Annotated in this window: 23 protein-coding genes and 2 pseudogenes; 11 read left to right on the forward strand and 14 right to left on the reverse strand. The window is 71.9% G+C overall.

Features of this window, described 5'->3' with window-relative positions; genetic code table 11:
• Window positions 1-155: 155 nt before the first annotated feature.
• The 5 genes from ACFZBT_RS11650 to ACFZBT_RS11670 all read right to left on the reverse strand — a co-directional run bounded on the left by ACFZBT_RS11650 (window position 156) and on the right by ACFZBT_RS11670 (window position 5,954).
• A complete protein-coding gene (locus ACFZBT_RS11650) occupies window positions 156-1,010 on the reverse strand; it encodes an aldo/keto reductase (protein ID WP_391101504.1) in 855 nt (284 codons plus the stop codon).
• A 40-nt stretch (window positions 1,011-1,050) separates the two neighbouring features.
• Window positions 1,051-2,661 carry an FAD-binding protein gene (locus tag ACFZBT_RS11655; protein ID WP_391101507.1) on the reverse strand — a complete coding sequence of 537 codons (1,611 nt, stop codon included), beginning with the start codon at window positions 2,659-2,661 and terminating at the stop codon, window positions 1,051-1,053.
• Window positions 2,662-2,843: 182 nt separating this feature from the next.
• Window positions 2,844-3,293, reverse strand: a complete 450-nt coding sequence (locus ACFZBT_RS11660) for a nitroreductase/quinone reductase family protein (RefSeq protein ID WP_391101509.1) — start codon at window positions 3,291-3,293, stop codon at window positions 2,844-2,846.
• Window positions 3,294-3,549: 256 nt separating this feature from the next.
• Window positions 3,550-5,013: an aldehyde dehydrogenase family protein gene (locus ACFZBT_RS11665; RefSeq protein ID WP_391101512.1), complete on the reverse strand. Its 1,464-nt coding sequence runs from the start codon at window positions 5,011-5,013 to the stop codon at window positions 3,550-3,552.
• 116 nt (window positions 5,014-5,129) lie between these two features.
• Window positions 5,130-5,954 (reverse strand): Scr1 family TA system antitoxin-like transcriptional regulator, encoded by an 825-nt coding sequence (locus tag ACFZBT_RS11670; protein ID WP_391102318.1) that lies wholly within the window; start codon window positions 5,952-5,954, stop codon window positions 5,130-5,132.
• A 343-nt stretch (window positions 5,955-6,297) separates the two neighbouring features.
• On the opposite strand from ACFZBT_RS11670, the gene ACFZBT_RS11675 reads away from it, so the two are divergent.
• Window positions 6,298-6,801, forward strand: coding sequence for an ATP-binding protein (locus ACFZBT_RS11675; protein WP_391101515.1), 504 nt, complete (start codon window positions 6,298-6,300; stop codon window positions 6,799-6,801).
• A 93-nt stretch (window positions 6,802-6,894) separates the two neighbouring features.
• On the opposite strand, the gene ACFZBT_RS11680 is transcribed toward ACFZBT_RS11675, so the two are convergent.
• The 5 genes from ACFZBT_RS11680 to rpmG form a co-directional block, all read right to left on the reverse strand.
• A complete protein-coding gene (locus tag ACFZBT_RS11680; RefSeq protein WP_221299255.1) occupies window positions 6,895-7,113 on the reverse strand; it encodes a DUF397 domain-containing protein in 219 nt (72 codons plus the stop codon).
• Window positions 7,114-7,706: 593 nt separating this feature from the next.
• Window positions 7,707-7,943: a 30S ribosomal protein S18 gene (gene rpsR, locus ACFZBT_RS11685; RefSeq protein ID WP_391101517.1), complete on the reverse strand. Its 237-nt coding sequence runs from the start codon at window positions 7,941-7,943 to the stop codon at window positions 7,707-7,709.
• Window positions 7,944-7,949: 6 nt separating this feature from the next.
• Window positions 7,950-9,146 carry a GTP-binding protein gene (locus tag ACFZBT_RS11690; protein WP_391101520.1) on the reverse strand — a complete coding sequence of 399 codons (1,197 nt, stop codon included), beginning with the start codon at window positions 9,144-9,146 and terminating at the stop codon, window positions 7,950-7,952.
• Between the two features lie 4 nt (window positions 9,147-9,150).
• The gene (locus tag ACFZBT_RS11695; protein WP_391101523.1) at window positions 9,151-9,408 is read right to left on the reverse strand and encodes a type B 50S ribosomal protein L31; all 258 of its coding nucleotides are present in this window, start codon (window positions 9,406-9,408) and stop codon (window positions 9,151-9,153) included.
• A gap of 2 nt (window positions 9,409-9,410) precedes the next feature.
• On the reverse strand, window positions 9,411-9,575 hold the full coding sequence (gene rpmG, locus ACFZBT_RS11700; RefSeq protein WP_184594658.1) for a 50S ribosomal protein L33: 165 nt from the start codon (window positions 9,573-9,575) through the stop codon (window positions 9,411-9,413).
• A 64-nt stretch (window positions 9,576-9,639) separates the two neighbouring features.
• Between rpmG and rpmB the strand changes: the two genes are divergently transcribed.
• From rpmB to ACFZBT_RS11720, 4 genes are all read left to right on the forward strand, one after another.
• Complete coding sequence (gene rpmB, locus ACFZBT_RS11705) at window positions 9,640-9,876, forward strand: 50S ribosomal protein L28 (RefSeq protein WP_391101526.1); 237 nt, start codon at window positions 9,640-9,642, stop codon at window positions 9,874-9,876.
• Entirely contained in the window at window positions 9,876-10,181 is a 306-nt protein-coding gene (rpsN, locus tag ACFZBT_RS11710) for a 30S ribosomal protein S14 (protein WP_391101529.1), read from the forward strand. Before rpmB ends, rpsN begins: the two co-directional genes overlap by 1 nt.
• A gap of 479 nt (window positions 10,182-10,660) precedes the next feature.
• Window positions 10,661-11,164, forward strand: a complete 504-nt coding sequence (locus tag ACFZBT_RS11715; protein WP_391101532.1) for a hypothetical protein — start codon at window positions 10,661-10,663, stop codon at window positions 11,162-11,164.
• A 105-nt stretch (window positions 11,165-11,269) separates the two neighbouring features.
• The gene (locus ACFZBT_RS11720; protein ID WP_391101534.1) at window positions 11,270-11,812 is read left to right on the forward strand and encodes a DUF4232 domain-containing protein; all 543 of its coding nucleotides are present in this window, start codon (window positions 11,270-11,272) and stop codon (window positions 11,810-11,812) included.
• A gap of 30 nt (window positions 11,813-11,842) precedes the next feature.
• Here ACFZBT_RS11720 and ACFZBT_RS11725 read toward each other — a convergent pair whose 3' ends face one another.
• The gene (locus ACFZBT_RS11725) at window positions 11,843-12,964 is read right to left on the reverse strand and encodes a DUF2786 domain-containing protein (RefSeq protein ID WP_391101536.1); all 1,122 of its coding nucleotides are present in this window, start codon (window positions 12,962-12,964) and stop codon (window positions 11,843-11,845) included.
• A 116-nt stretch (window positions 12,965-13,080) separates the two neighbouring features.
• On the opposite strand from ACFZBT_RS11725, the pseudogene ACFZBT_RS11730 reads away from it, so the two are divergent.
• A pseudogene (locus ACFZBT_RS11730) lies at window positions 13,081-13,161 on the forward strand (ATP-dependent Clp protease ATP-binding subunit); the annotation flags it as partial.
• A gap of 3 nt (window positions 13,162-13,164) precedes the next feature.
• Here ACFZBT_RS11730 and ACFZBT_RS11735 read toward each other — a convergent pair.
• On the reverse strand, window positions 13,165-14,682 hold the full coding sequence (locus ACFZBT_RS11735; RefSeq protein ID WP_391101538.1) for an IS200/IS605 family accessory protein TnpB-related protein: 1,518 nt from the start codon (window positions 14,680-14,682) through the stop codon (window positions 13,165-13,167).
• A 257-nt stretch (window positions 14,683-14,939) separates the two neighbouring features.
• Here ACFZBT_RS11735 and ACFZBT_RS11740 point away from each other — a divergent pair.
• Both ACFZBT_RS11740 and ACFZBT_RS11745 read left to right on the forward strand, forming a co-directional pair.
• Window positions 14,940-15,608: pseudogene (locus tag ACFZBT_RS11740) on the forward strand (Clp protease N-terminal domain-containing protein); the annotation flags it as partial.
• A 61-nt stretch (window positions 15,609-15,669) separates the two neighbouring features.
• Window positions 15,670-17,361, forward strand: a complete 1,692-nt coding sequence (locus tag ACFZBT_RS11745) for a bifunctional 3'-5' exonuclease/DNA polymerase (RefSeq protein WP_391101540.1) — start codon at window positions 15,670-15,672, stop codon at window positions 17,359-17,361.
• Between the two features lie 371 nt (window positions 17,362-17,732).
• Here the strand turns inward: ACFZBT_RS11745 and ACFZBT_RS11750 are convergent, their stop codons facing one another.
• Together ACFZBT_RS11750 and ACFZBT_RS11755 are read right to left on the reverse strand one after the other, a co-directional pair.
• Window positions 17,733-20,966, reverse strand: coding sequence for a BTAD domain-containing putative transcriptional regulator (locus tag ACFZBT_RS11750; protein ID WP_391101543.1), 3,234 nt, complete (start codon window positions 20,964-20,966; stop codon window positions 17,733-17,735).
• A 271-nt stretch (window positions 20,967-21,237) separates the two neighbouring features.
• Complete coding sequence (locus ACFZBT_RS11755; protein WP_391101545.1) at window positions 21,238-22,131, reverse strand: glycosyltransferase; 894 nt, start codon at window positions 22,129-22,131, stop codon at window positions 21,238-21,240.
• Window positions 22,132-22,350: 219 nt separating this feature from the next.
• Here ACFZBT_RS11755 and ACFZBT_RS11760 point away from each other — a divergent pair, with 219 nt between their 5' ends.
• The 3 genes from ACFZBT_RS11760 to ACFZBT_RS11770 all read left to right on the forward strand — a co-directional run bounded on the left by ACFZBT_RS11760 (window position 22,351) and on the right by ACFZBT_RS11770 (window position 24,018).
• Window positions 22,351-23,220, forward strand: a complete 870-nt coding sequence (locus ACFZBT_RS11760) for a helix-turn-helix domain-containing protein (protein WP_391101547.1) — start codon at window positions 22,351-22,353, stop codon at window positions 23,218-23,220.
• Between the two features lie 154 nt (window positions 23,221-23,374).
• Complete coding sequence (locus ACFZBT_RS11765; RefSeq protein ID WP_391101549.1) at window positions 23,375-23,626, forward strand: hypothetical protein; 252 nt, start codon at window positions 23,375-23,377, stop codon at window positions 23,624-23,626.
• Window positions 23,626-24,018: a type II toxin-antitoxin system VapC family toxin gene (locus tag ACFZBT_RS11770; protein ID WP_391101552.1), complete on the forward strand. Its 393-nt coding sequence runs from the start codon at window positions 23,626-23,628 to the stop codon at window positions 24,016-24,018. Before ACFZBT_RS11765 ends, ACFZBT_RS11770 begins: the two co-directional genes overlap by 1 nt.
• Window positions 24,019-24,031: the final 13 nt, after the last annotated feature.

Below are 24,031 nucleotides of genomic sequence, written 5' to 3' on the forward strand. Positions count from 1 at the left end.
TATCGGGCGTTTCGGTGTGGGGGGGGGCGAACGAACTGCGGGGGTGCCCGCGGGGGGGGGGGCCCCCCCGCCCCCCGGGGGGGGGGGGGGGCGCCCCCCCCCGCCCCACTCCTCCCCGACCTGCCGATTCACCGGCCGGATCGTTCCCCGGGTTCTCACTCCCCGTCGAGCAGGGTCAGCTGCTCGTCGTCGAGGGCGAGTTCCGCCGCCGCCATGTTGGCCCGCAGATGGGACAGGGAGGCCGTGCCCGGGATGGGCAGCAGGACCGGTGAGCGGTGGAGCAGCCAGGCGAGCGCCACCTGGGTCGTCGTCGCCCCCGTCCGCGCGGCCACCCGGGCGAGGGCGCTGTCCGGGGCCGGCCGGGCCGTACCGGCGAGCGGCTTCCAGGCGATGAAGGCGATGCCCTCCCGCTCGCAGTGGTCCAGCTCCTTCTCGTAACGCCGGTCGTAGAGGTTGTACTTGTTCTGCACGCTCACGATGCCGGCCACACGGCGGGCCTGCTCGATCTGCTCCACCGTCACCTCGGAGAGCCCGATGTGGCGGATCTTCCCCTCGTCCTGGAGCTGCTTGAGCGCCCCGACCTGGTCCTCCAGCGGCACCTGGGGGTCGACCCGGTGCAGCTGGAAGAGCTCGATGCGCTCGAGCCGCAGCCGGCGCAGGCTCAACTCGGCCTGCTGGCGCAGGTAGTCGGGCCGGCCCAGCACCCGCCACTGGTGGGGGCCGGGCCGGACCTCGCCCGCCTTGGTGGAGACGACCAGGCCCGGTGCGTAGGGGTGGAGCGCCGACGCGAGCAGTTCCTCGTTGGCACCGAGCCCGTAGACGTCGGCGGTGTCGATGAACGTCGCGCCGAGTTCCACCGCGCACCGTGCCACCTCGGCGGCCTTGTCCGGCCGGGCGGGCGGGCCCCAGTGGTGGGGGCCCGTGAGCCGGAGCGCCCCGAAGCCGAGCCGGCCCACGGTGAGGTCGCCTCCCAGGGTGATCTGTGTACCGAGGGCTCGGCCGGGTCGCACGGTGACGGTTTCCTTTCAGCCGGGAATCAGAGGAGAGGGATCAGGGAAGCCGGACGGAGAGCGGGTGCTGGAAGACGCCGCGGGGGTCGTACTTCGCCTTGACCTTCTGCAGGCGGCGGTATCCGTCCTTGTAGTAGAGGGTGTGCCAGGGCACGTCCGAGGTGTTCCAGCGCGGGTCGGCCAGGTCGGTGTCGGGATAGTTGATGTAGCAGCCGTCGTGCTCGTCGTTCGGCACGGGGACGCCGCCGGTGTCGCGGAACACGTCCCGGTACAGCTCGCGGATCCAGTTCAGGTGCACGTCGTCGAGGCCCGGGTCCATCCAGGTGGCGGAGAACCACGCCTTGAGGATCGAGTCCCGCTGGGGCACGGCGGTGGCACCGGGCGCCACGGTGTTGACCTTCCCCCCGTACGAGTAGAGGTCGACGGCGCCCCAGCCCTCGAACGCGGGGTCGGTCAGGTGCTTGTGGACGGTCTTGATGCGCTCGGGCGTCCAGGTGCGCCTGAGGTAGGCGCTCTTCGACTTGTGCCGGTCGTAGCCGCCGGTGTCGAAGCGGGCCCCGAGGGTGGCCTGGAGCCAGAGGTCCTCGGCGTGCTCGATGGCCGGCTCGAGTCCGGTCCCCGCGTTGACGGCGTTGACGTACCGCTCGATCAGTTCCGCGGCGTCGGCGCGGCCGCCGTCGAAGCGGATGTCCAGGGAGATCGAGCCGATCGCGTGTGTGTTGAGGTGCAGGGTGCTGTAGAGGCTGCCGTACCGGGCGTCGGCGTGGTTCTGCTCGTACCACTTGCCGAAGTTGGTGACGAGCCGGGTGAACTTGGCCAGGTCGAGATCGGCCCACGACCAGGTCACGTAGGTGGAGCGGAGCCGGGTGGGCGGCTTGGGCAGCAGGCCCGAGGGGTCGTCGCCCGAGGCCCCGGGCGTACGGAACAGATAGCGGGTGACGATGCCGAAGTTGCCGCCGCCGCCCCCGGTGTGCGCCCACCACAGGTCGTGGTGGGGATCGTCCCGCTCACGGGTGGCGGTGAGGGTGCGGGCCTTGCCGTTCGCGTCCACCACCACGACCTCGACGCCGTACAGATGGTCGACGACGGTGCCGTCGCGGCGGGTCAGCGGCCCGTATCCGCCGCCGGCGACATGCCCGCCGGCCCCGACCTGGGGGCAGACCCCGGCGGGCAGGGTCACGCCGTGATCGTAGAACAGCGTGCGGTAGACCTCGCCCAGGGTGGCGGCGGGCTGCACGGCGAACGCCCGGTGTTCCTTGTCGAAGTAGACCGCGCGCATGGGCGAGGTGTCGATCAGCACACGGACGTCGCGGTGGTCGGCGAAGTTCTCGAAGCAGTGCCCGCCGCTGCGGACCGCGATCCGCTTCCCGGCCGCCACGGCGTCCGTGACGACCTGGTCGATCTGCTTCGGCGTGTGGACCACGTGCACGAGGTCCGGCGACCCGGTGAAGCGGGCGTTGAATCCCCTGGCGACCAGTTCGCCGTACCGGGGATCGGCGGCGGCGACCGTGGTGACCGGCGCCTCCGGCACACACACATTGGCCCTGGCCCGCGCGGCCTCGGCCGGTGCCGCGGCGGCCCCCGTGGTGGCGACCGCCGCGGCACCGGCCCCTGTGGTTCTCAGAAATCCCCGGCGACTGAATCCGCCCATGACACACACCCAACCCTTCGATGAGAAACGAGTGGGTGGAACGGCGCGATGACGCGTCCCCCCTCACGGCACGGCCCCCTGCCGTCCGCGCGCGGGACCCGGGATGAACCGGGTCCTCGACCGACGCGCACTCCCCCGAGCATCGCCGTAGCCGCCCCCTCACCGGAGGCGTCGGACTCCCCTCAGTCCTGTGCGGGCTCCTGTGGCTCCAGCACGATGACGGGGATCTTCCGGTCGGTCTTCTTCCGGTAGCTCTTGTACTGCGGAAAAATCACGGTCATCGCCTCCCACAGGCGATCCCGTTCCCCCTCTTCCGCCTCCCTGGCGACCGCCTCGAACGTGTCCGCGGCCACCTGCACTCGCACCCGCGGCTCCGCCAGCAGGTTGAGGTACCAGTGAGGATGACGGTCGGATCCGCCGTTGGACCCGACGACGACGTAGTTGCCCTGATCCTCCCCGTAGATCAGTCCGGTCCGCCGCAGCGCCCCGGAGCTGCGGCCCCGTGTGGTGAGCAGCAGCGTCGGCTTTCCGTACCAGATGTGCCCCTTCGAACCCTCGCTGGCCACGTATCGACGCACATGTGTGGCGACCCAGCCGGTCGGGCTGTCGAGGACCTCGTCCTGTTCGTGCATGCACTCACTCCGTCCGTCGGTGGGCACAACGTACCACCGGATACTCCAATTTGAGTATCGCCTTGGGTCTCCCCTCAAACCACTTGGTTCAAGGGGGAGTTGCGCTGTACGGCCGCTTTTGGCGGCCCCGACGGACGCGGTACGAGCATGCTGGGCCGGAGCCGCCTCACGCAACGAAATCCAGACATCGGCCACCTGCCTTCGACCGCTTCTCGAGTGAGTCTCGAGAAGCCGTCCCGTGACCTGCGGAGGTGTTCTAGAAGGGGAACCCGCTGCGCCCGTGCTGCACCGAGATCCACTTGGTCGTGGTGAAGGAGTCCAGCATCGTGTCGCCGTTGAGCCGGCCGATGCCCGAGTGCTTCTCGCCGCCGAAGGGGACGATCGGCTCGTCGTGGACGGTGCCGTCGTTCACGTGGAACATGCCCGTGTCGATCCGCTTGGCGAACGCGACGCCCCGCTCGATGTTCCCGGTGTGGACGGCGCCGCTCAGCCCGTACGGGGTGTCGTTGACGAGGCGTACGGCCTCCTCCTCGCCGTCGAACGGCACGAGGAACGCGACCGGCCCGAAGACCTCCTGCCGCAGCAGGGCCGAGTCCGCGGGGACGTCGGTCAGCACGGACGGCTCGACGAGGTTGTCGGTCCGCCCGCCGCGCACCAGGGCCGTGGCGCCCTCGGCGAGGGCCTGCTCGACCACGCCGGAGACGGCGTCCGCCTGCGAGGAGTTGATGACCGGGCCGATGACGGTCTCCGGGTCGCGCGGGTCGCCCGCCTTGAGTGTCTTCACCTTGGCGACGAACTTCTCGGTGAACTCGCCTGCGACCGACCGGTCGACCAGGACGCGGTTGGCGGCCATGCAGACCTGGCCCTGGTGGACGTACCGGCTGAAGACGGCCGCGTCCACCGCGTAGTCGATGTCGGCGTCGTCGAGGACCACCAGCGCGCTGTTGCCGCCCAGCTCGAGGACGGAACGCTTGAAGAGGCGGGCGCAGACCGTCGCCACGTGCCGGCCGACCGCGTCGGAGCCGGTGAAGGAGATGACCTTGGGGACCGGGTGCTCGATGAAGGCGTCACCGATCTCCGCGATGTCGGTGATGACGACGTTCAGCAGACCGGCGGGCAGGCCCGCGTCCTCGAAGATCTTCGCGACCAGGGCGCCGCCGACGATCGGCGTGTTCTGGTGCGGCTTCAGCACCACGGCGTTGCCGAGCGCGAGCGCCGGTGCGACGGACTTGATCGACAGCAGGAACGGGAAGTTGAAGGGGCTGATCACACCCACCACGCCGACCGGCACGCGGTAGACGCGGTTCTCCTTGCCGTCCACCGGAGAGGGGATGATCCGGCCCTCGGGCGCCAGCGCCAGATGGACCGCCTCGCGCAGGAACTCCTTGGCGAGGTGCAGCTCGAAGGCGGCCTTCAGCCGGGTGCCGCCGAGCTCGGCGATGATGGCCTCGGAGATCTTTGCCTCGCGCTCCTCGATCAGGCGCAGGGCCTTCTCGAAGACGGCACGGCGGGCGTACGGATTGGTCGCGGCCCACTGCTTCTGGGCACGGGCCGCAGCCTGGTACGCCTGATCGACCTCGTCGACCGTGGCTATGGTGATCGACGCCAGCTTCTCGTCGTCGTACGGGTTGAAGTCGATGATGTCCCAGGAGCCGGTACCCGGGCGCCACTCACCGTCGATGTACTGCTGTGCAAGGTCGGTGAAGTAGGACGACGACATGTGATCCCTCGATCCCTAAGCAGACCTCTGATCGCTTCTTCACGATCTGATCACACGTCATCGTACTTGCGTTTGAAGCGAGTTGGAGGAGTCCTTCGGGAGACTTGGAGGACCCTTCAGGAAAGCTGGAGGAGCCCCCGGAGGAGGTCCCGGCTCTCGGAGGGACCCGGGCTGTCGCTCTGCAGCTCCTTGAGCGCCTTCTCGTACTGGGCTACGTCCTCGGCCTTGTCGAGGTACAGCGCGCTGGTGAGCTGCTCCAGGTAGACGACGTCCGAGAGGTCTGACTCCGGGAAGCTGAGGATCGTGAACGCGCCACTTTCGCCGGAGTGGCCGCCGAGGCTGAACGGCATGACCTGGAGCCGCACATTGGGCCGCTCGGAGACCTCGATGAGGTGCTGGAGCTGGCCGCGCATCACCTCGCGGTCGCCGTACGGACGGCGCAGCGCGGCCTCGTCCAGGATGATGTGGAAGTCGGGAGCCCGCTCGTCGACGAGGTGCTTCTGCCGCTCCAGACGCAGCGCCACCCGCCGTTCGACGTCGGCCTCGCTCGCGCCCTGCATGCCCCGCCGGACCACCGCGTGCGCGTACGCCTCGGTCTGCAGCAGGCCGTGCACGAACTGCACCTCGTACGCCCGGATCAGCGAGGCGGCGCCCTCCAGGCCGACGTAGGTCGGGAACCAGCTGGGCAGCACGTCCGAGTAACTGTGCCACCAGCCCGCGACATTGGCCTCCTTGGCCAAGGACAGCAGAGAGGCGCGCTCCTGCTCGTCCGTGATGCCGTACAGCGTGAGCAGGTCCTCGACGTCCCTCGTCTTGAAGCTCACCCGGCCCAGCTCCATCCGGCTGATCTTCGACTCGGAGGCGCGGATCGAATATCCCGCCGCCTCGCGCGTGATGCCCCGCGCCTCACGCAGACGCCTGAGTTGTGATCCGAGCAGCATGCGCCGCACCACCGATCCCGGCTCTCCCGCGCTCACGTTCGCCAGCCTCCCCAACGTCTTCAGGGCCCGAAGTCTGCCACTAAAACACTCCGAGCAGTACTCGTCCGGTTACGGAAACGGAATCGCTTCGGAGAACGCACGCGCGCGAATGCAAGAAGGAGGCATGCGAACGGCCGGAGAAGGGCGCGAAGATGACGGAAAAATTGACCAACAAGCGGTACGGGACGGCTCATTCCGGTCACCTGCACGTGCATCTGCCCTTGCATCTGCTGAACGCATCCGAAACCATGGTCCCGCACCACCGCCGCATCGCACCGACCGCGAATTCCCGGGAGTGCCTCGCATGGGGACGAATGGATCAACCATGCTCGAGCCGTTACGGCAGGGCCTTCCGCCGCTTGATCCAGCGGCCGTGTCCGACGCCGCCTCCTGCGCTCTGCCCGCCCGCTACGAAGCGGTGCGCGACGCACGGCGGTTCACCCGCGGAACCCTCGACCAGTGGGACATGGGCGACCGCTTCGACGACGTCTGCCTGGTGGTCTCGGAGCTCGTCACCAACGCCCTGCGGCACGGCCTGCCGGCCAACACCGCGTGCGCCGCGGGCCGGGAGCCTCCGGTGCGGCTGCACCTGATGCGCTGGACCGAGCGTCTGGTGTGCGCGGTGCGCGATCCCAGCCACGACAGCCCCGTCGCCCGGGAGACCGACGACTTCTCGGCCGAGTCGGGCCGCGGGCTGTTCCTCGTCGACTCCTTCAGCGACAGCTGGGGCTGGCACCCGCTCGCGGGCGCGCTCAGCGGCAAGGTGGTCTGGGCCCTGTTCCGGCTGCCGCGAACCGGCGGCGAATAAGAAACCGCGGCGCTTCCTGGCGCCGCGGTTCTACGCGCGTTACAGCGGGTGGATACCCGATTACCCCCGGTTTATGGGGGGTTCGCCGGCGCGTCAGCCGCCCACCAGGTGGTCGAACTCGCCGTCCTTCACGCCGAGCAGCATCGCCTCGATCTCCGCACGGGTGTAGACCAGCGCGGGTCCGTCGGGGAAGCGCGAGTTGCGCACGGCCACCTCCCCGCCCGGGAGCCGGGCGAACTCCACGCACGATCCCTGCGAGTTGCTGTGCCGGCTCTTCTGCCAGGCCACACCGTTCAGCCCGGCGGCCGCCATCCCGTTGTACACGTCGTGGTCCACAGGTCGCTCCCCGGTGGTGCACTGGCTTATGTGGCCATTGATGCAGTGGTCAACTGACCCGGATCATAGCCCTGTTCATGTGCGGATGCATGAGCAGATGCACGTGCACGCGGGGTGGTCCTGCGGTTACAGCTTTGACGACCGCTTTGCCGAAGCTCCTGCCTGTTTGACGGCCCCGCCTGCTCGCTCGTTCCCGGTGGCGGACGGGGAAGTCGGCGGGTTCGGCGGAGGTCCGGTGGAGGCGGAGCATCCACTCGGCGGCGGGGACGGGGGGCCCGGCGGGGGCGGAGGCCGAGAAGAGGGAGCTGGCGGCGGGCGGCCCGGGGGCCGGGCGGCAGCGGGCCGGGCTCGATGCGGAAGACGACCGTGACCTGCGGGAGCAGGGAGAAATGGGCCATCCGCAGGAGGGGGACGTCGTCCTCCAGGCCGGTGTCCGGCTCGCACCATCGCCGGACAGCGGGTCGGCCACCCGGCCCTGCCGGTCCGCCCGGCGTGCACCTGATGAAGGTCCCGAACGCAGGCATGAGGTCCCCCACACGTCAAGCGTGGGGAACCTCACCCGGGCTCTCTCAGCGGGAGGCGTAGGGCAGCAGCGCCATCTCGCGCGCGTTCTTGATCGCCTTCGCCAGCTGCCGCTGCTGCTGCGACGACACCCGGGTGACCCGGCGGCTGCGGATCTTGCCCCGGTCGGAGATGAACCTCCGCAGCAGGTCGGTGTCCTTGTAGTCGATGTACGTGATCCCGGCCTGGTCCAGCGGATTGGGACGGTTCTTGGCGGGGAGCTCGCGGTCGGACTTGCGGGGCATCGGGGATCAGACCTCCAGGAGGGTGTCGAAGGCGTGCGGCAGCCGCTGCCAGGCGTCGCGCCCGGCGGCGTACTCGGCGTCGGTCAGCAGGCAGGACTCCAGCAGCCGCTCCAGGCCGTCCCGGTCGAGGCCGGGGGAGGTGAAGACGAGGTGCTGGCCGCGGTCGCCGTGCTCGGGGTGCCAGTCCAGCGCTGCGGCGGCGCGGCGCACCGGCGGGACCATCTCCCAGGCCGCGTCCGGCAGCGAGGCCAGCCAGGGGCCCGCGCTCTCCACGCACAGGGCCCCGCCCGCGGCGTCCCAGTGGAACAGCGTGTCGGTCTTGTCGGCGAGCCAGAACCGGCCCCGGCTGCGGGCCGCCGCGCAGGTCAGGTCCTCCAGGGCGGCGTAGAGCCGCTCGGGGTGGAAGGGGCGGCGCCGGTGCCAGACCAGGGTGGAGACGCCGTGCGCGTCCGCCTCGGCGGGCAGCAGGGCGCAGGCCGGATGCTGGGCGGCCGCGGCGGCCTCCACGTCGAAGCCGGCCAGGGCCGCCTCGGCCAGCGGCGTCAGCGGGCGCCGGCGCGGGGCGGGCACCGTCAGGCCGTCGAGGGTCTGCGGCTCGCCTTGGCCGATCGGGACCTGGCGGGCCGTCGGGTGCATCTGGGCGAGCAGCTCGCGGTCCTCGTCGTCGGCCTCCGGGGAGTCGGCGACCGCGAGGACGGGGGCGTACTCCAGCTGGCGCGCGAAGGTGTCGGCGACCGTGCGCTGGTCGGTCGCGGCGGCGGCGAGACCGCCGTCGGCCAGGTCGTCGCCGTTGCCGAGGTACGGCAGGACCAGGGCCGGGTCGACGGCGGTGAGCACGCCGGTGACGGTGAGCCCGCCGGCCGTGACGACCTCGGCCATGGCCTTGGGCTCGACGGAGTCCCACAGCTCGACGACGGCGAGCCGGGTGTCGCCGGCGTCCCGGAGCCTTTCGAGCTCGGGCACCAGATCCTCGCGCAGGGCACAACAGGCACAGTCGTTGACGAGCGGCGCCTCCCCCGCGTCGAGGAGGCCGGTGGCGTCACGGACGGTCCGTACGACCGTGCCGGCGGCGGCCGTGGCGAGGTCGTGGTGGAGGGCGACGCTGCCGGGCACGTCGGCGAGCAGGCGTGCCACGGCGGCCCGGCGGGCGTCGGCGTGCAGCCCGCCGACGATCACGACGGCGAGACCGGAGGGGGCAGTCACGGGGTCAGCCCTTCTTTCCGTACCGGCGCTCGAAGCGCTCCACGCGCCCCGCCGTGTCCAGGACGCGGGCGGTGCCGGTGTAGAAGGGGTGGCTGACGTCGGAGATCTCGACGTCGAAGACCGGGTAGGTGTTGCCGTCCTCCCACTCGATCGTCTTCTCGCCCGCCCTGGCCGAGAGGGTCGAGCGGGTGAGGAAGGCGTAGTTCGCGGCACGGTCGCGGAAGACGACGGGGCCGTACTCCGGATGGATTCCCTCGCGCATGCTCAGCGCTCCTCTCGGAAGTCGACGTGGCGGCCGGCGACCGGATCGAACTTGCGCAGGGTCATGCGGTCCGGGTCGTTGCGGCGGTTCTTGCGGGTCACGTAGGTGTAGCCGGTTCCGGCGGTGGACCGGAGCTTGATGACCGGCCGGAGTTCGTTGCGTGCCATGCCGCTACACTACTGAAAATGAATTCCATTTACATCTCCTGAGTCAGAGAGGTACGTCACCACCATGTCCGCGCACTGCATGCTGACCGGCTCCCAACCCGGCTTCGGCAACCGCATCTCGCACTCCCACCGGCGCACGTCACGCCGGTTCGACCCCAACATCCAGTCCAAGCGCTACTGGCTGCCGAGCGAGGGCCGTCACGTACGCCTCCGGCTGAGCGCCAGGGCGGTCAAGACCGTCGACACGATCGGCGTCGAGGCGGCCGTCGCCCGGATCCGCGCCCGGGGGGTGAAGGTCTGATGGCCAAGAAGAGCAAGATCGCGAAGAACGACAGGCGGCAGGAGGTCGTCGCGCGGTACGCCGCCCGGCGCGCCGAACTGAAGGAGATCATCCGCCGGCCGTCGTCGACGGAGGCCGAGCGCCTCACCGCCCAGGCGGAGTTGCGCAGGCAGCCGCGCGACGCGAGCGCCACGCGGGTCCGCAACCGCGACCAGGTGGACGGACGCCCGCGCGGCTACTTCCGGGCGTTCGGGCTGTCCCGGGTGAGTCTGCGGGGGCAGGCGCATGCGGGGTATCTGCCGGGGGTGCGGAAGTCTTCCTGGTAGGTGGGGGGCGGTTGTCCTGGTGGGGGGATGGCCGGGGGTGCTTCCGTGGGGCGGCTGTCCTGGTGAGGGGCGGGCGGCCCGGGGCTTCCGTGGGGGCGGCTGTCCTGGTGAAGGTCGGACAGCCCGGGGCTTCCGTGGGGCCGTCCCGGGGAGAGCACCTCAGCCCCGGGCACCCGGGGCCGACCCATGCCAACCGAGCCTCGCCTGTTCACTGGTGCCCCGACGCCCGGGGCGCCCCTCGTCGCCGGGAGGGCCCGGTGGGCCGGACGCCAGGGCGGTGCCCCTATGGGGTGGACGTCCAGGTAAGAGCCGGGACGCGCCGGGCGCTCTCGTAGGCCGGCCGGTGGGAGCTGGGTGAGGTCGCCCCCCGGGGCTCTTGACCGGCCCTGGTAGCTTGCTTCGGTCGTTCCGGCACAGGGGTCGGCCGGTTCCGTCCGGGTCCGCCGGCTACAGGTTGGGGGCTTGCAGTGACTTCGGTGATGTTCTGGCGTCGTTCGGACGCCGTGCGCGTCGCGGCGGCGGCCGCGGGACTGGCGCTCGCGCTGACCGCGTGCAGCAGTGACGGCGACTCAGGGGACGACTCGGCGTCCAGCCCGGCCCCGTCCGCCTCGGCGTCCGCCGACACCGGCGACGGATCAGGCGACTCGGGCTCGGGCTCCGGCTCCGCCTCCGACACACTGGCGGGCAGCTGGCTCGCGACGACCGGCGGCAAGGCCGTGGCCCTGGTGATCACCGGCAAGCAGGCCGCGCTCTTCGCCACCGGCGGAAGCGTGTGCAGCGGCACCGCGGGCGAGGAGTCCGGGATGCGGATGATCCGCCTGAAGTGCACGGACGGCAGCAAGGACCGCACGACCGGCATGGTCGACTCCCTCGACAAGAGCAGCCTGAAGGTCACCTGGGAGGGCGGCCTCGGCTCGGAGACGTACACCAGGGCCGAGGGCGGCAAGCTGCCGACCGGACTGCCCACGGCGGGCCTCGGCTAGGAGTACGACTCCGGGGCGCGGCCTGCCCGGGTGCGTGAGGGTCCGTCCGTCCGAGATGATCCATCCATCGGAACCGCTCACCGCCATCACGCACCAGAGGTCCCCATGCGCACCCTTCCTCCCCTCGCCCTGGCCACCGCCCTCGCCGGGACGTTCCTGCTGACCGCCTGCGACGACGACGGGGCCGGCGCCGACGACGTCAAGAACGCGGACCGTCCGGCCGCTTCGGCCTGCGCGCTCGGCGACATGGGCGTGAAGGTCGGGGCCGGCGCCGCCCCGGCCGCCGGGGACACCGGCACCGTCACCGTGACGCTCACGAACAAGGGCGCGCAGTGCACGCTGAAGGGCTTCCCCGGCGTGCACCTGATGGCCGACGACAGCACGACGTCCGTGTCCCCGGACGAGGGCGTGAAGGCCCAGCCGCTCACGCTCGGCAAGGGCGGCACCACGTCCTTCACCATCACCTACGTCCGGGGCGAGGCGGGCTCGCCCAAGAGTCTCCCGGTGCGGAAGGCGTCCTTCACCCTGCCCGGCGCCACCGAGGACGCGCACACCCTGACGTGGTCGTACGGCGAGGTCGCCCGGAGGGGCGGGGAGAGCGGCGCGGCAGAGGCCTCGGTGAGCGGCTTCGAGTCCTCGGGCGACTGAGGGAGCGCCGGCGCGGCGGCCGACGGCAGGTCAGCGCAGCGGCGGCCGGTGCCCGACCTGGGCCCGGTCGGCCGCCTGCGCGCCCTCCGTCCAGCCCGCCGCGTCGCGCACCCCGCGCAGCCGGGTCGTGGTGGTCTCCGGGAACATACGGTCCAGCCGTCCGGTGACCGCGACGTCGCGGGAGGCGAGAACCGGGAGCAGGTCGTCGCTCACCTGGGCCTGGGCCACCTCCCCCAACCGGGTGCCGATGCGGTGGGCGTAGGCCGCGAGGAAGGACTGCCGGAACGTCTTGGTGCGCTTGCGTCCCCCCGCGCGCTGGGCGGCCTCCGCCTTCGTCATCGCGGTCGTGGCCTGCACGAGGAGCGAGGTGTAGAGGAGTTCGACCGCCTCCAGATCCGTTTCGAAGCCGACGACGGTGGAGAAGCCGAGGGGTTCGTTCCACACCGCCCGGCAGTGGTTGGCGGAGGCGACGGCGTCCAGCAACACGGCCTTGGCCTGCTCGTACGGTGGTTCCACACCGATCCGGCAGGCGCCGGGGGTGTCGGTCGAGGGCGCCCGCGCCGCGAGCAGCGCCTCGTCGACGCTGTGCCGGGCCATCAGCTCCTGCGCCTTGGCGCTGAGCGCCTCCGCCTCCTCCGGGAACCCGGTGGCCTCCGCCTTGGCGAGCAGGGCGCGGATACGGGTGAGCATGCGGGACTCGGTCTTGGGCCCACTCGCCCCACCGGTCGCCTCCCCGGCCGCCTCGTCGAGGGACTCGAGGGCGGGCAGCCGCAGCAGCAGGCGGTACAGCTCCAGCACTGCCGTGGCGTGCGAGAAGCGGTCGGTGCGGGGCGGGGTGTCGGCGGGGAGTTCCGCGAGCTGTGCGCTCCAGCGGCGGCCGCGGGGCCGGTCGCCGGGTGCCTGTGCCCGGATCAGCGCGGCCACCAGGAGCACGTGGACGTCCTCCAGTTCGCTCCGGACGATCCGTACGACGTCGGCCGGCTGCCAGCCGCGCCGCCAGGACGCCGCCACGAACTCCTCCCCGCGCCGGGCGAGTTCGGCATCCGCCGCCGGGTCGGAGGCGAGCAGGGAGGCGCCGGTGTCGAGGGCCGTCTCGCCGGTCGCGTACAGGGCCGCTTCGAACGCGCGGTCGACGGTGGGGGACGTACTCACGGGCCGATGGTGCCACGCCGTCCCGGACCGCCCGGCACCGCACCCACGGCCATTACGTCTCGATCCCCGGAATTAGCCGACGAAGGCCCGGCAAGTGTCAACTCAAGGTTGACACCATGACGACGAACCCCAACATCACGTCATCCGTGCGCCTCGACGACCTGATCGCGGCGATCAAGAAGGTTCACCAGGAACCGTTCCTAAAGACTGAGCGGGAGTGAGTCTTGTTGCCAGGACTCGTGCTCAGCCGGGTACCCCGAACGGTTTTGGGCACCCTGGTCGCCCGCTTTCGCTCCACGGCCCGGCGGCGCGCATCTGGTGCGCGGTCCGGGTGGGTGGGGGCGGGTTTCCTCACGCCGTCGGGTCTCCGGTCGGGCCTGGACGGTCCGATGCCCCACACGATCACTCTGGTCGTGTGGGGGCGGTGCCGTCCGTCGCCTGATCGAATGCCCGAGGGCGCGTCGCCCGACCGCGATGCTCGCCGCATCGTGCCGGGACACTGTGCGGGCCGGGGTGGCCAGCGGTTTCTGCCAGTGCTGGGCACCCCACCGGCTGGTATAGGCGGGACCGACCGCGACGATCGCGATGTCCTGCTCGGCCGCCATCGACACCAGCCGTGCCTCGAGTTTCGCGGTGGGGAAGCGGGAGATCAGGCGGCGGAAGCATTTGTTGCGGCCGTGCTTCTCCCGACTGGTGCCTGCGGTGAAGTCGAGGTCCTCGATCGCGATCGCGGCCGCCCCGCAACGGCGGGTGTAGTGCAGCAGCCGGGTCAGCGCGTGCCGGATCTGCGCGTCCCGGTGATCGGCGCTGCCGCTCAGGTCGTAGTAGTAGCGCTGGGGTTCACCCACCGGATTACCGTGCACATCCAGTCGCCAGGCGGCCAGGTGGTCGTTGTTCATGTCCACCCCCACCACGCCCCGGGCCAGCGCAGCCTGGAGCGGCAGGACGGGGGCGGCGGCGCGCTGCCAGGACGCGGTCACATACCAGCGTCCGCGCAGCACATCGTGGTGGATGCGGTAGGCCACCGCCCGATTCGAGGTGATCCGGTCGCGCCACTCCTGCCCTCGGTGCTTGAACGCCACGGTCGCACCCAGCAGGTACCGGCCGTGCGCTGCGTTGGCCAGGTGGGCCAGCGCGGCCGGGAGCTTGATCGAAACCTGTCCGGTGTCGGTGATGCGGATGGTCTCGTTGCCCAACCGCTTGCCGGACTCCCCGTCGGCGGCCAGGAACATCCGCTCCGCCCGCCAGCGTTCCCGCCACGCCTGCTCGTCCAGCCCGGCCGCTTCCAGGTGGTGGCGGGTGCGGGCGAGGCGTTTGCCGCCGCGCACCACGTGCACCCGGCCCGCCGCCCAGTCCGCCTCCACCCCCGCGAGGCGGTTCTTCAACGCGTGCAGGCGGCGCGCCTTGGCATGCCACTCGCCGCGGGTGGCATAGCCGCGCACCAGTCCTGCCCGCTTGTCCGCCTTGGCGCGCAGGGGCCTGGCCAGCCGTGCCTCGATCGCGGCGATCTGCTCCCGCAGCCAGGTCCGGTGGGCGGCCTGTCCGCGCCGGGCCAGCGCCCACTGGTCATGGGTGGCCTTGGTGATACTGCCCGCCCAGCGCGCCGACGACCTGCCCGTCAGCTCCTGCTTGCGCACCGCCCACGATGCGGCATCATGCCCGAGCCCCCGCCGGGAACGCTCCGCGAGATCACCAGCCGCCAGCGAGCCCAGGAACATTCCGACTTCGGTCAGCACCGCCGCATCCCACCCGTTCACCCCCACCCAACCCGAAAGAACCTCGTTCACAAAACTCAACGAGCACCCTTCGCAAAGGTCACCCATTCGACCCAAGAACTCTTGTTCCTTCCTCGCGGCGGACTCAGAACACACCGCATGCGGAGCAGAACGGCCCGTATCGCCCAAGCGAAGCCACCCCCAGCACTCACTCACACCCACCAGAGATCACTACGACTCACTACTTCGACAACAGTTCACAACCCCTCGAACAGCTCCAGGACGCGGTGATCGCCGCCGATCACCTCGGTGAGGTGGCCGACCATCTGATCGGCCACTTCGTGGACCAGGCCCGGCGCTCGGGCGCCTCCTGGACGGACATCGGCAAGAGCATGGGGGTCACGCGGCAGGCCGCGCAGAAGCGCTTCGTGCCGAAGGAGTCGGCCGACCTCGACCCGAGCCAGGGCTTCAACCGCTACACGCCCCGCGCCCGCAACACGGTGATGGCCGCGCACAACGAGGCCAGGTCCGCGCGCAACGCCGAGGGCCTGCCCGAGCACCTCGCCCTCGGTCTGCTGGCCGAGCCGGAGGGGCTCGCAGCGAAGGCGATCACCGTCCAGGGCGTGACCCTCGACGCGCTGCGCGAGGCGGCGACGGCGGCGCTCCCGCCCGCCGTCGAGGAGGCCCCGGAACTCGTGCCGTACGGCCAGGCCGCCAAGAAGGTCCTGGAGCTCACCTTCCGCGAGGCCCTGCGCCTCGGCCACAACTACATCGGCACCGAGCACATCCTGCTGGCCCTGCTGGAGCACGAGAACGGCGAGGGCGTCCTCAGCGGCCTCGGCATCAGCAAGGAGCGGACCGAGCAGTACGTCGTGACGGTGCTGGAGAAGATCATGCTGGCGCAGCGGGAGACGCCGGACGGGGCCTGACGGGCGCCCGCCGACGCGGCGACCGGGGGGCGTTGTCAGACCCCCCTGTCAGACTCGCGGCATGACCGACCGGTGGGCGCTGGCTCCGGCCGAGGACGGTAGCGTGGACGTCGCCCCCCTCGGTCCGGACGGGCTGCCCGCCGGGCCGGTGCGGCGGGAGACGGATCCCGCCGAGGCCGTGCGGAGCCGTCCCGGCGTCACGCGGTGGGTGTGGCGGTCCACCGCCGAGGTCTACCCGCGCCTGCTCGCCACGGGGGTGCGAGTCGAGCGGTGTTACGACATCGAGGCCGCCGAGAACCTCCTCCTCGGCCACGAGGGGCGGTACGGGGAACCCCGCTCGGCCGCGGCCGCCCTGGCCCGGCTGCGCGGCGGCCTCGTACCGCCCGATCCGCCCCAGCGCTCCGCCGAACCGGGCTCGCAGTCCTCCCTGTTCGAGCCGCAGGGCGTCCCGCTCCCCCTGCCGGACCTCCTCGCGGTCTACGCCGAGCAGCAGCGGCGGCACGAGAGCGCCGAGCACCCCGACCGCATGCGGCTGCTCACGGCGGCCGAGTCGGCGGGCATGCTGGTGGCCGCCGAGATGAACCGCGCCGGTCTGCCGTGGAGCGCCGAGGGGCACCGGGCTGTCCTGCACGACCTGCTGGGCGACCGGTACGCGGGCGGCGGCGAGCCCCGCCGGCTGGCCGAACTGGCCGACGAGGTGTCCACGGCATTCGGCCGCCGGGTCCGCCCCGACCTGCCGGCCGACGTCATCAAGGCCTTCGCACAGGCCGGCGTCAAGGTCTCCTCGACCCGCCGCTGGGAGATCGAGACCGTCGACCACCCGGCCGTGAAACCCCTGATCGAGTACAAGAAGCTGTACCGCGTCTGGGTCGCCCACGGCTGGTCCTGGCTCCAGGACTGGGTGCGCGAGGGGCGGTTCAGACCCGAGTTCCTGGCGGGCGGGACGGTGACCGGGCGCTGGGTGACCAACGGCGGGGGCGGGCTCCAGATCCCCAAGGTGATCCGGCGGGCCGTGGTCGCCGACCCCGGCTGGCGGCTCGTCGTCGCCGACGCCGACCAGATGGAACCGCGCGTCCTCGCCGCGATCTCCCGCGACCCCGGGCTGATGGAGGTGGCCGGCCGGGAGACCGACCTGTACCAGGCCGTCTCCGACCGCGCCTTCTCCGGTGACCGCACCCAGGCCAAACTCGCCGTGCTCGGCGCGGTCTACGGCCAGACCTCCGGCGACGGCCTGAAGAACCTCGCCGCGCTCAGACGCCGCTTCCCCAGGGCGGTGGCGTACGTCGACGACGCGGCCCGCGCCGGCGAGGAGGGCCGGCTGGTGCGGACCTGGCTCGGCCGGACCTGCCCGCCCGCGGCGCGTGGAACGGACGACGCGACGGAGGAGGCCGGCATCCCCGTCGCCGACGACGACCAGCCCGGTTCCGCCACCCCCTGGGTGCCCGGCTACGCCTCCACCAACGCCCGCGCCCGCGGCCGCTTCGCCCGCAACTTCGTCGTCCAGGGCAGCGCCGCCGACTGGGCCCTGCTCCTGCTCGCCGCACTGCGCCGGACCTGCGCGGACCTCTCGGCCGAACTTGTCTTCTTCCAGCACGACGAGGTGATCGTGCACTGCCCCGAGGAGGAAGCGGCAGCGGTCGTCGCGGCGATCCAGGACGCCGCGTCCCTGGCCGGCCGACTGACCTTCGGCCAGACGCCAGTGCGGTTTCCGTTCACTACGGCGGTGGTGGAGTGCTATGCGGATGCCAAGTGAGGGGCGGGGGTTGCCCGGGGGGGCGGGCATCGGCCGCGCCCCGTCCGGGAAGGCCGGTCCCGGCCCGCCCGTTTCCGGCCCGCCCGTTTCCGGCCCGCTCGTTTCCGGCCCGCTCGTTTCCGGCGCGCCCGGCCGGGAACCGCCTGCCGGGGACCCGCGCACCGGGGCAGGCCGACGACCGGAAGACCGCAGACCCGCAGGTGCGCACCCACCGGGAGCCCGACCCGAGAACAGCACGCCAGGACCCGCCGGAAACCGACAGCCGAGGACCCGCGCACCGAGATAGGCCGCAGACCGGAAGGCCGCAGACCCGCACGTGCGCACCCACCGGAGCCCGGCCGCTGAACAGCGCCCCGGCACCGGCCGGTTGATCAGTCGGCCAGGGCCAGCAGTTCGCGGAGTTCCGTGACCACCGTCTGCTCGTCCGTCCCGTCCAGCGCCGCGAGCGCCGAGCGCCACTCCTCGTGCGCCGCCTCGGGCCGCCCCCGCTCCCGCAGCAGCAGCCCGCGCTGGTGGCGGGCGAGACCGCCGGTGTAGCGGTCGGCGCGGGCGTCGGCCCTGTCCAGCAGCTCGGCGCACTCGCGGGCGGCCCGCCCGGTGCGCCCCAGCAGCCGCAGGGCCCGGACCAGCCCGAGCCGGGTCTGGGACTCGCCGTGCCAGTCGCCCTGGCTGCCGAGGATGCGCAGACTCTCCTCGAAGTGCGGAAGGGCCGCGGCCGGTTCGCCGAGCCGCAGATGGGCGTAGCCGATGTTGCAGTGCGCGGAGTGCCGCACGAGGACGGCACCGATGTCGTCCCCGATGGCGAGCGACCGCCGGTGCTGCTCGATGGCGGCCCGCGCGTCGGTGTGCTCGTAGAGGTTGCCGAGATGGCTGTGGGTGACGGCCTCGCCGTACGGGTCGTCCAGCTGCCGCGCGTACTCCAGGCTCAGCAGCAGCGCCTCACTCGCCTCGGCGTGCCGGCCGAGCCCGTCGAGCAGCAGTCCGCGGTTGTTGAGGCAGCGGCGGATCCAGGACGGGTGGTCCAGCCGCCGCCAGAGGGCGAGCGCACGGTCGTTGAGGGCGAGGGCCTCGTTGTGCCGGCCGGTCAGGAAGTGCAGTCCGGCGAGGTCGACCAGCGCGCACCCCTCCGCCGCCCGGTCACCGAGCCGCCGCGCCACGGCGAGGCCGGCCCACCCGAGCACCTCCATCTCGGCGACGCGCCCCCTGCGATGCGCATAGGGAAAGATCAGCCGGACGACGGCGGAGACCAGCCCCGCCCGCCGCCGGCAAGGGTCGTCCGCGTGCCGCCCGACCAGGGTGACGAGGTTCGCCAGCTCCCTGTCTCCCCAGGCGAAGGCGTCCTCGCGGCTGTCGAAGGAGGGGACGGCGTCGGCATGGGCGAGCGCGAGCCCGTCCGGCGCCCCCGCGGTGAGCCGGCGGCGGTCGTCCTGATCGAGCCCTGGCTCGACGATCGCGACGAGAACGCGCTCGGCGACGGCCGCGTACCAGCACAGGGCCGTCTCGACGACGTCGTCCCCGGCCCCCTCACCAGCCGTCTCACCAGCCGTCTCACCGGCCCGTTCACGCGCGAAGACACGCACCAGGTCGTGCGGCTCGTACCGGCCGTACGCCGTCTCCTCCAGCAAAGCGACGTCCACGAGCCGGTCGAGGGCGGCCTCGGCACGCCGTTCGCCCGTGCCGGTGAGACGGGCCAGCAGCGGGACGCCGTACGTGGGCAGGTCGAGCGCGCCGATACGGCGCAGGGCGAGAGCCGCGTCCCGGTCTGCCTCGCGCTCGGAGGCGGCGAGCGCGTCGTGCGCGACGGCCAGGGACCGGCGGACGCTCAGGTCGTCGTACTCCAGGTGGTGCAACCGCTCATCCGCCGCAGCCAGTTGACCGGCGAGGACGTCCGGGCTGAGGGCCTGCCGGGCGGCAAGCCGAGCGGCGACGACCCGCAGGGCCAGCGGGAGCCTGCCGGTGAGGGCGACGAGGGGGTGACGGGCGTCGAGAGTGCCCGGGCCAGGGCCCCGCTGAGGGTGCCGGTCGGCCCGGCCCGAGGCCCTGCGCAGGAGTTCGGCGCTCTCCTCGTCCGTGAGCGGGGCGAGCGGAAAGCGGGTCACACCGTCCAGGGCGGTCAGCGGCGAACGTCCGGTCACGATCACCGCGCACCGCGCACCACCCGGCAGCAACGGCCGCACCTGCGCGGCGCTCGCGGCATCGTCCAGCACCAGGAGCGTCCGGGTCGGCGCGAGCAGGGACCGCAGCAACGCCGATGCCGCGTCCGGGGATTCGGGAATACGGCAGGGCTCGACGCCCAGATCACGCAGCAGGGCCGCGAGCGCCTGACCGGGGGTCAGAGGGGCCATGCCCGGGGTGGCACCGTGCAGATTGAGGTAGAGCTGCCCATCGGGGAAACGCTCCGCCACTTCGTGCGCGACGTGCAGCGCGAGCGCGCTCTTGCCGACGCCGGCCATGCCGCTGAGGACGGCGGTGGGGTGGTCCCCCGGCGTCGTGAGGACACGTCGCAGGGAGTCACGCACACCGGCGCGCCCCGTGAAATGCGCCGGTGGCGGCGGCAGTTGAGCAGGTGAGGGCGCCACGGCGACGGAACGCCGTGCGGGGCGCGCGGAGGACGGGAGGCCCCCGCCACCACCATCCTCCGGACCACCACCCGCCGGACCACCGGCCCCCTGACCACCATCCGCCGGACCGCCGGCCCCCGGATCACCACCCGCCGGACCGCCGGCCCCCTGACCACCACCCGCCGGACCGCCGGCCCCCGGATCACCGCTCCCCGGATCACCGCTCCCCACGGCCCCCCGCAGCACCTCCACATGCGCCTCGCGCACCCCCGGCCCCGGCTCGATACCGAGCCGTTCGACGAGGCGGGTGCGCAGCTCGTGATGGACGGCCAGGGCCTCGGCGGTGCGGCCGGTGCGGTGCAGGGCGAGCATGAGCTGCCGGTGGTACACCTCCCGCAGCGGATACTCGGCGGCCAACGCCGCCAGCTCCGGCACGAGCCCGTCGGCCCGAGGGCCGCCCAGGGCCAACTCGGCGTCGTAGCGCCACTCCAGGAGCAGTAGCCGTGCCTCGCGCAGCCGCCGCACGAAGGCGTACCCGCCCGCCTCGGACGGCAGCCCGGCGAGCGGTGCGCCCCGCCACAGCGCGAGCGCGGCCAGGCACTCGCGGACGACCCGCTCCCAGTCCCGGCCGGCATGCGCGGTACGCGCCGCGGCGACCCGGGCGTCGAACACGTGGACGTCCAGCTCGCCCTCCTCGACGCGCAGCACATAGCCGGACGGCACGGTCCGCAGCCGTTCGGGATCGTCGAGCAGGCGCCGTAGCCGGGCTACGTGATTGTGGAGCGAGGCCTGGGCGGAAGCGGGCGGAGCCCCGCCCCACAGCGCGTCCTTGAGCGACGCGGCGGAGACGACGCGCCCGGCGTCGAGCAACAGCGCGGCGAGCAGCGCCCGCACCTTGGGGCTCGCGATGCCCCGCGCCTCGCTCCTGCCGCCTCCACCGGCGTCGTAGAGCCCCGGCGGCCCGAGCAACCCGAACCGCAGCGCACACCGCTCCCCGGAGCCTGCCGCGCTCTCGTCACGGCCCGAGCAGGGAGATGCCGCCATCGCTCCCCCGCCTCCCCAAGTCACCGCCCTCGACGAATGTCCGCCCCCTGGCCAACTGTTGGCCATATGTTAGCGATCCGTTGGCGCAACCTGATGTGATCACTACGTCGGACCTGGTCCGGCGGCGTGCGCGTCTCGACGCGCCACTCGGGGGAGTGTCGCCGCCGCGGCCGGTTCCGGGTCCCGGTCGGCGGAGGTGAACGGCCGGGGCCCACTCAATCCCCGCCCCACCGCATTCCCGCCCCACCGCCCCACCACTCCGGCTTCAGCGTCAGATGACGGGCGGTCGCCCCAGCCGCGTGAGCCGCCACACCGTGCGCCAGCGCATGGGCCGCCGCTCGCCCGCCGGCTCCCGTACGCCTTCCAGGAATCCGCCGAACCAGGCACGCAGCCCGGCGGCGGAACGGTTCCGGGCCAGGGTGAGCAGCACCCACACGCCCAGATGGACGGGAACGAGCGCGACCGGCAGCCGGCGCCGGGCCAGCCAGACCCGGTTGCGGGCGTTCACGCGGTAGTAGATGGCGTGCCGGGCGGGCGAGGTCTTCGGGTGCTGGAGCAGCAGTTCGGGCGCGTAGAGGATGTGCCAGCCCGCGTCGGCCGCGCGCCAGGCCAGGTCGGTCTCCTCATGGGCGAAGAAGAACTCGGCGGGCCAGTCGCCGACCTCGTCGAGCATCGCCATCCGCAGCGCGTGCCCGCCACCGAGGAACCCGGTGACGTAGCCGCCCCGCATGGGGTCCGAGCCGCCGATCCGGGGCACGTGCCGCTGCTGCGTCTCGCCGAGTTCGTCGGCGATGCGGAACCCGACGATGCCGAGCCGTTCGTCGGCGGCGTACAGCTCCCGCACACGGCGCAGCACATCGGCGTCCACGAGCAGCCCGTCGTCGTCCAGGTCGATGACGACGTCGACGTCACCGAACTCCCGCAGCCGCGCCAGGGCCGCGTTCCGTCCACCGGGGCACCCGAGGTTCTCGTCGAGTTCGACCGGTGTGACCTCACCGGGCAGCGACAGCCGCCGGGCGAACTCGGGCAGCGGGCAGCCGTTGCCGACGATCACGATCCGCTCGGGCGGCACGTCCTGCTTGGCCACGGACCGGAGCAGCGCGTCGACCTCCTCGGGCCGATTGCCCATCGTCACCACGGCGACGGCGATCCTGGGCGCCCCCATGTCCTCACCTCATCACGGTCGGCAACTGACGGGTCGACGGGCGATGCTAGCCGTTCACGGTAAGGCCCCCTTAAATACGCCTGCCGGACGACGGTCCGCCTGACTCGTTCGGCCGAACCGGCACCCGACCCGATCGGGCACAGGATGTCGGGTCCGGCAGGGGGCGCCCTCCCTAGCGTGGTGGACACCGAAGAGGCGCGAAAAAGGAAGGAACCGGGCGTGCTGGAGCGACTCAACCAGGCCATGGACCACATCGAGCGCCACCTCGACGACTCGGTCGACGCCGTGGAACTGGCGCGGATCGCGGCCACCTCGGAGTACCACCTGCGCCGCATGTTCTCCGCACTGGCAGGCATGCCCCTGTCGGAGTACATCCGGCGCCGGCGGCTCACCGTCGCGGGCGCGGAGGTGCTGGCGGGCAGCGAGACGCTGCTGGAGATCGCGGTGCGCTACGGCTACGGCTCCGGCGAGGCGTTCGCACGGGCGTTCCGCACGATGCACGGCGTGGGCCCGGGCGAGGCCCGGCGCACCGGCGCCGCACTCGTCTCCCAGCCCCGGCTGACCTTCCGCCTCACCGTCGAAGGGAGCAGCAGCATGCACTACCGAGTGGTGAACCGCCCGGCCTTCACCGTCACCGGCTTCAAGACCCGGATCCCCCTGATCCACTCAGGCCCCAACGAGTCGATCATCAATTTCGTCCGCGGCCTCGACAAGCCGGCCCTGGAACACCTGAGGCAACTCTCCGACCAGGACCCCCAGGGCATCATCGCGGTCTGCGACGACCTGGACCCGAGCCGGGCCGAGGGGACGGAACTCGACTACTACCACGGGGTGATCACCTCATCCCCGGCCCCGGAAGGCACCACACAGCTCCCCGTCCCACCCGGCACCTGGGCGGTCTTCACCACCTCCGGCCCGGCCCCCGAGGCCATCCAGCACCTCTGGCGAGACGTCTTCACCGAGTGGTTCCCGTCCAACCCGTACCGCAGCCGCCCCGGCCCGGAGCTCCTCCGAACCGAACTCTCGCCGGACGGGACACGGGCGGACGCCGAGCTGTGGCTGCCGGTGGAGCGGGAAGCCGCCCGCTGACACGGCCGCACCGCACGAAGAAACCCCAGGTCAGACTTGACTGACCTGGGGTCCCGGTGGAGCCGCCTTCGGGATTCGCACCCGAGACCTACGACCGGGTCAGGCCTTCGCTTCGCATGGAGAGAATCACCCCACCTCCGGTAGGATCAGGACCATGAGTGGTAGCAAGAAGTACTCGATCAGCCTCCCCGAAGACCTCGCCGAGGCCGTCCGCACCCACGTAGGCCCTGGCGGCTTCTCCGCCTACGTGGCCGAGGCCCTCGAGCAACGTGTGGCCATGGACAAACTTCGTGAGATCGTCGCCGACTTCGAGACCGACAACGACCCCCTGTCCCGAGAAGAGATCGAAGCGGCCCGCGCCGCACTACGCCACGACCAGCGCGCCTCAGGCGGTGCCGCAGCCTGATGCCCGGCACGCTCCTCCTCGACAGCGAGGGCCTGTCCAAGCTGTTCCTCAAGGACCGCACCGTCCTGACCCTCGTCCAGGCAGCCTCGGAAGAGGGCATCCGAGTGGCCACGACCGCCATGACCACTCTCGAGGCGGACTACGAGCGCATCCACCCCGCCCGCATCCGGTGGGTACTCTCCCGGATCGACGTCCATGACGTCACCAAGAGCGTCACCGATCAGGCCGCGGTGCTGTTGCGGGGCCACCGCCTCAGCGGCCACAAGTACGCCATTGACGCCGTCCTCGCGGCCATCGCACGCTCCGCGCCGGGACCAGTCACCGTCCTCACCTCGGACCCGGAGGACATCAGCCTCCTCTGCGGCCCCGCGATCGAGATCATCAAAATCTGACGCATGCGCGGAG

The organism is Streptomyces sp. NPDC008137 (assembly GCF_042957035.1).
Classification (GTDB): domain Bacteria; phylum Actinomycetota; class Actinomycetes; order Streptomycetales; family Streptomycetaceae; genus Streptomyces.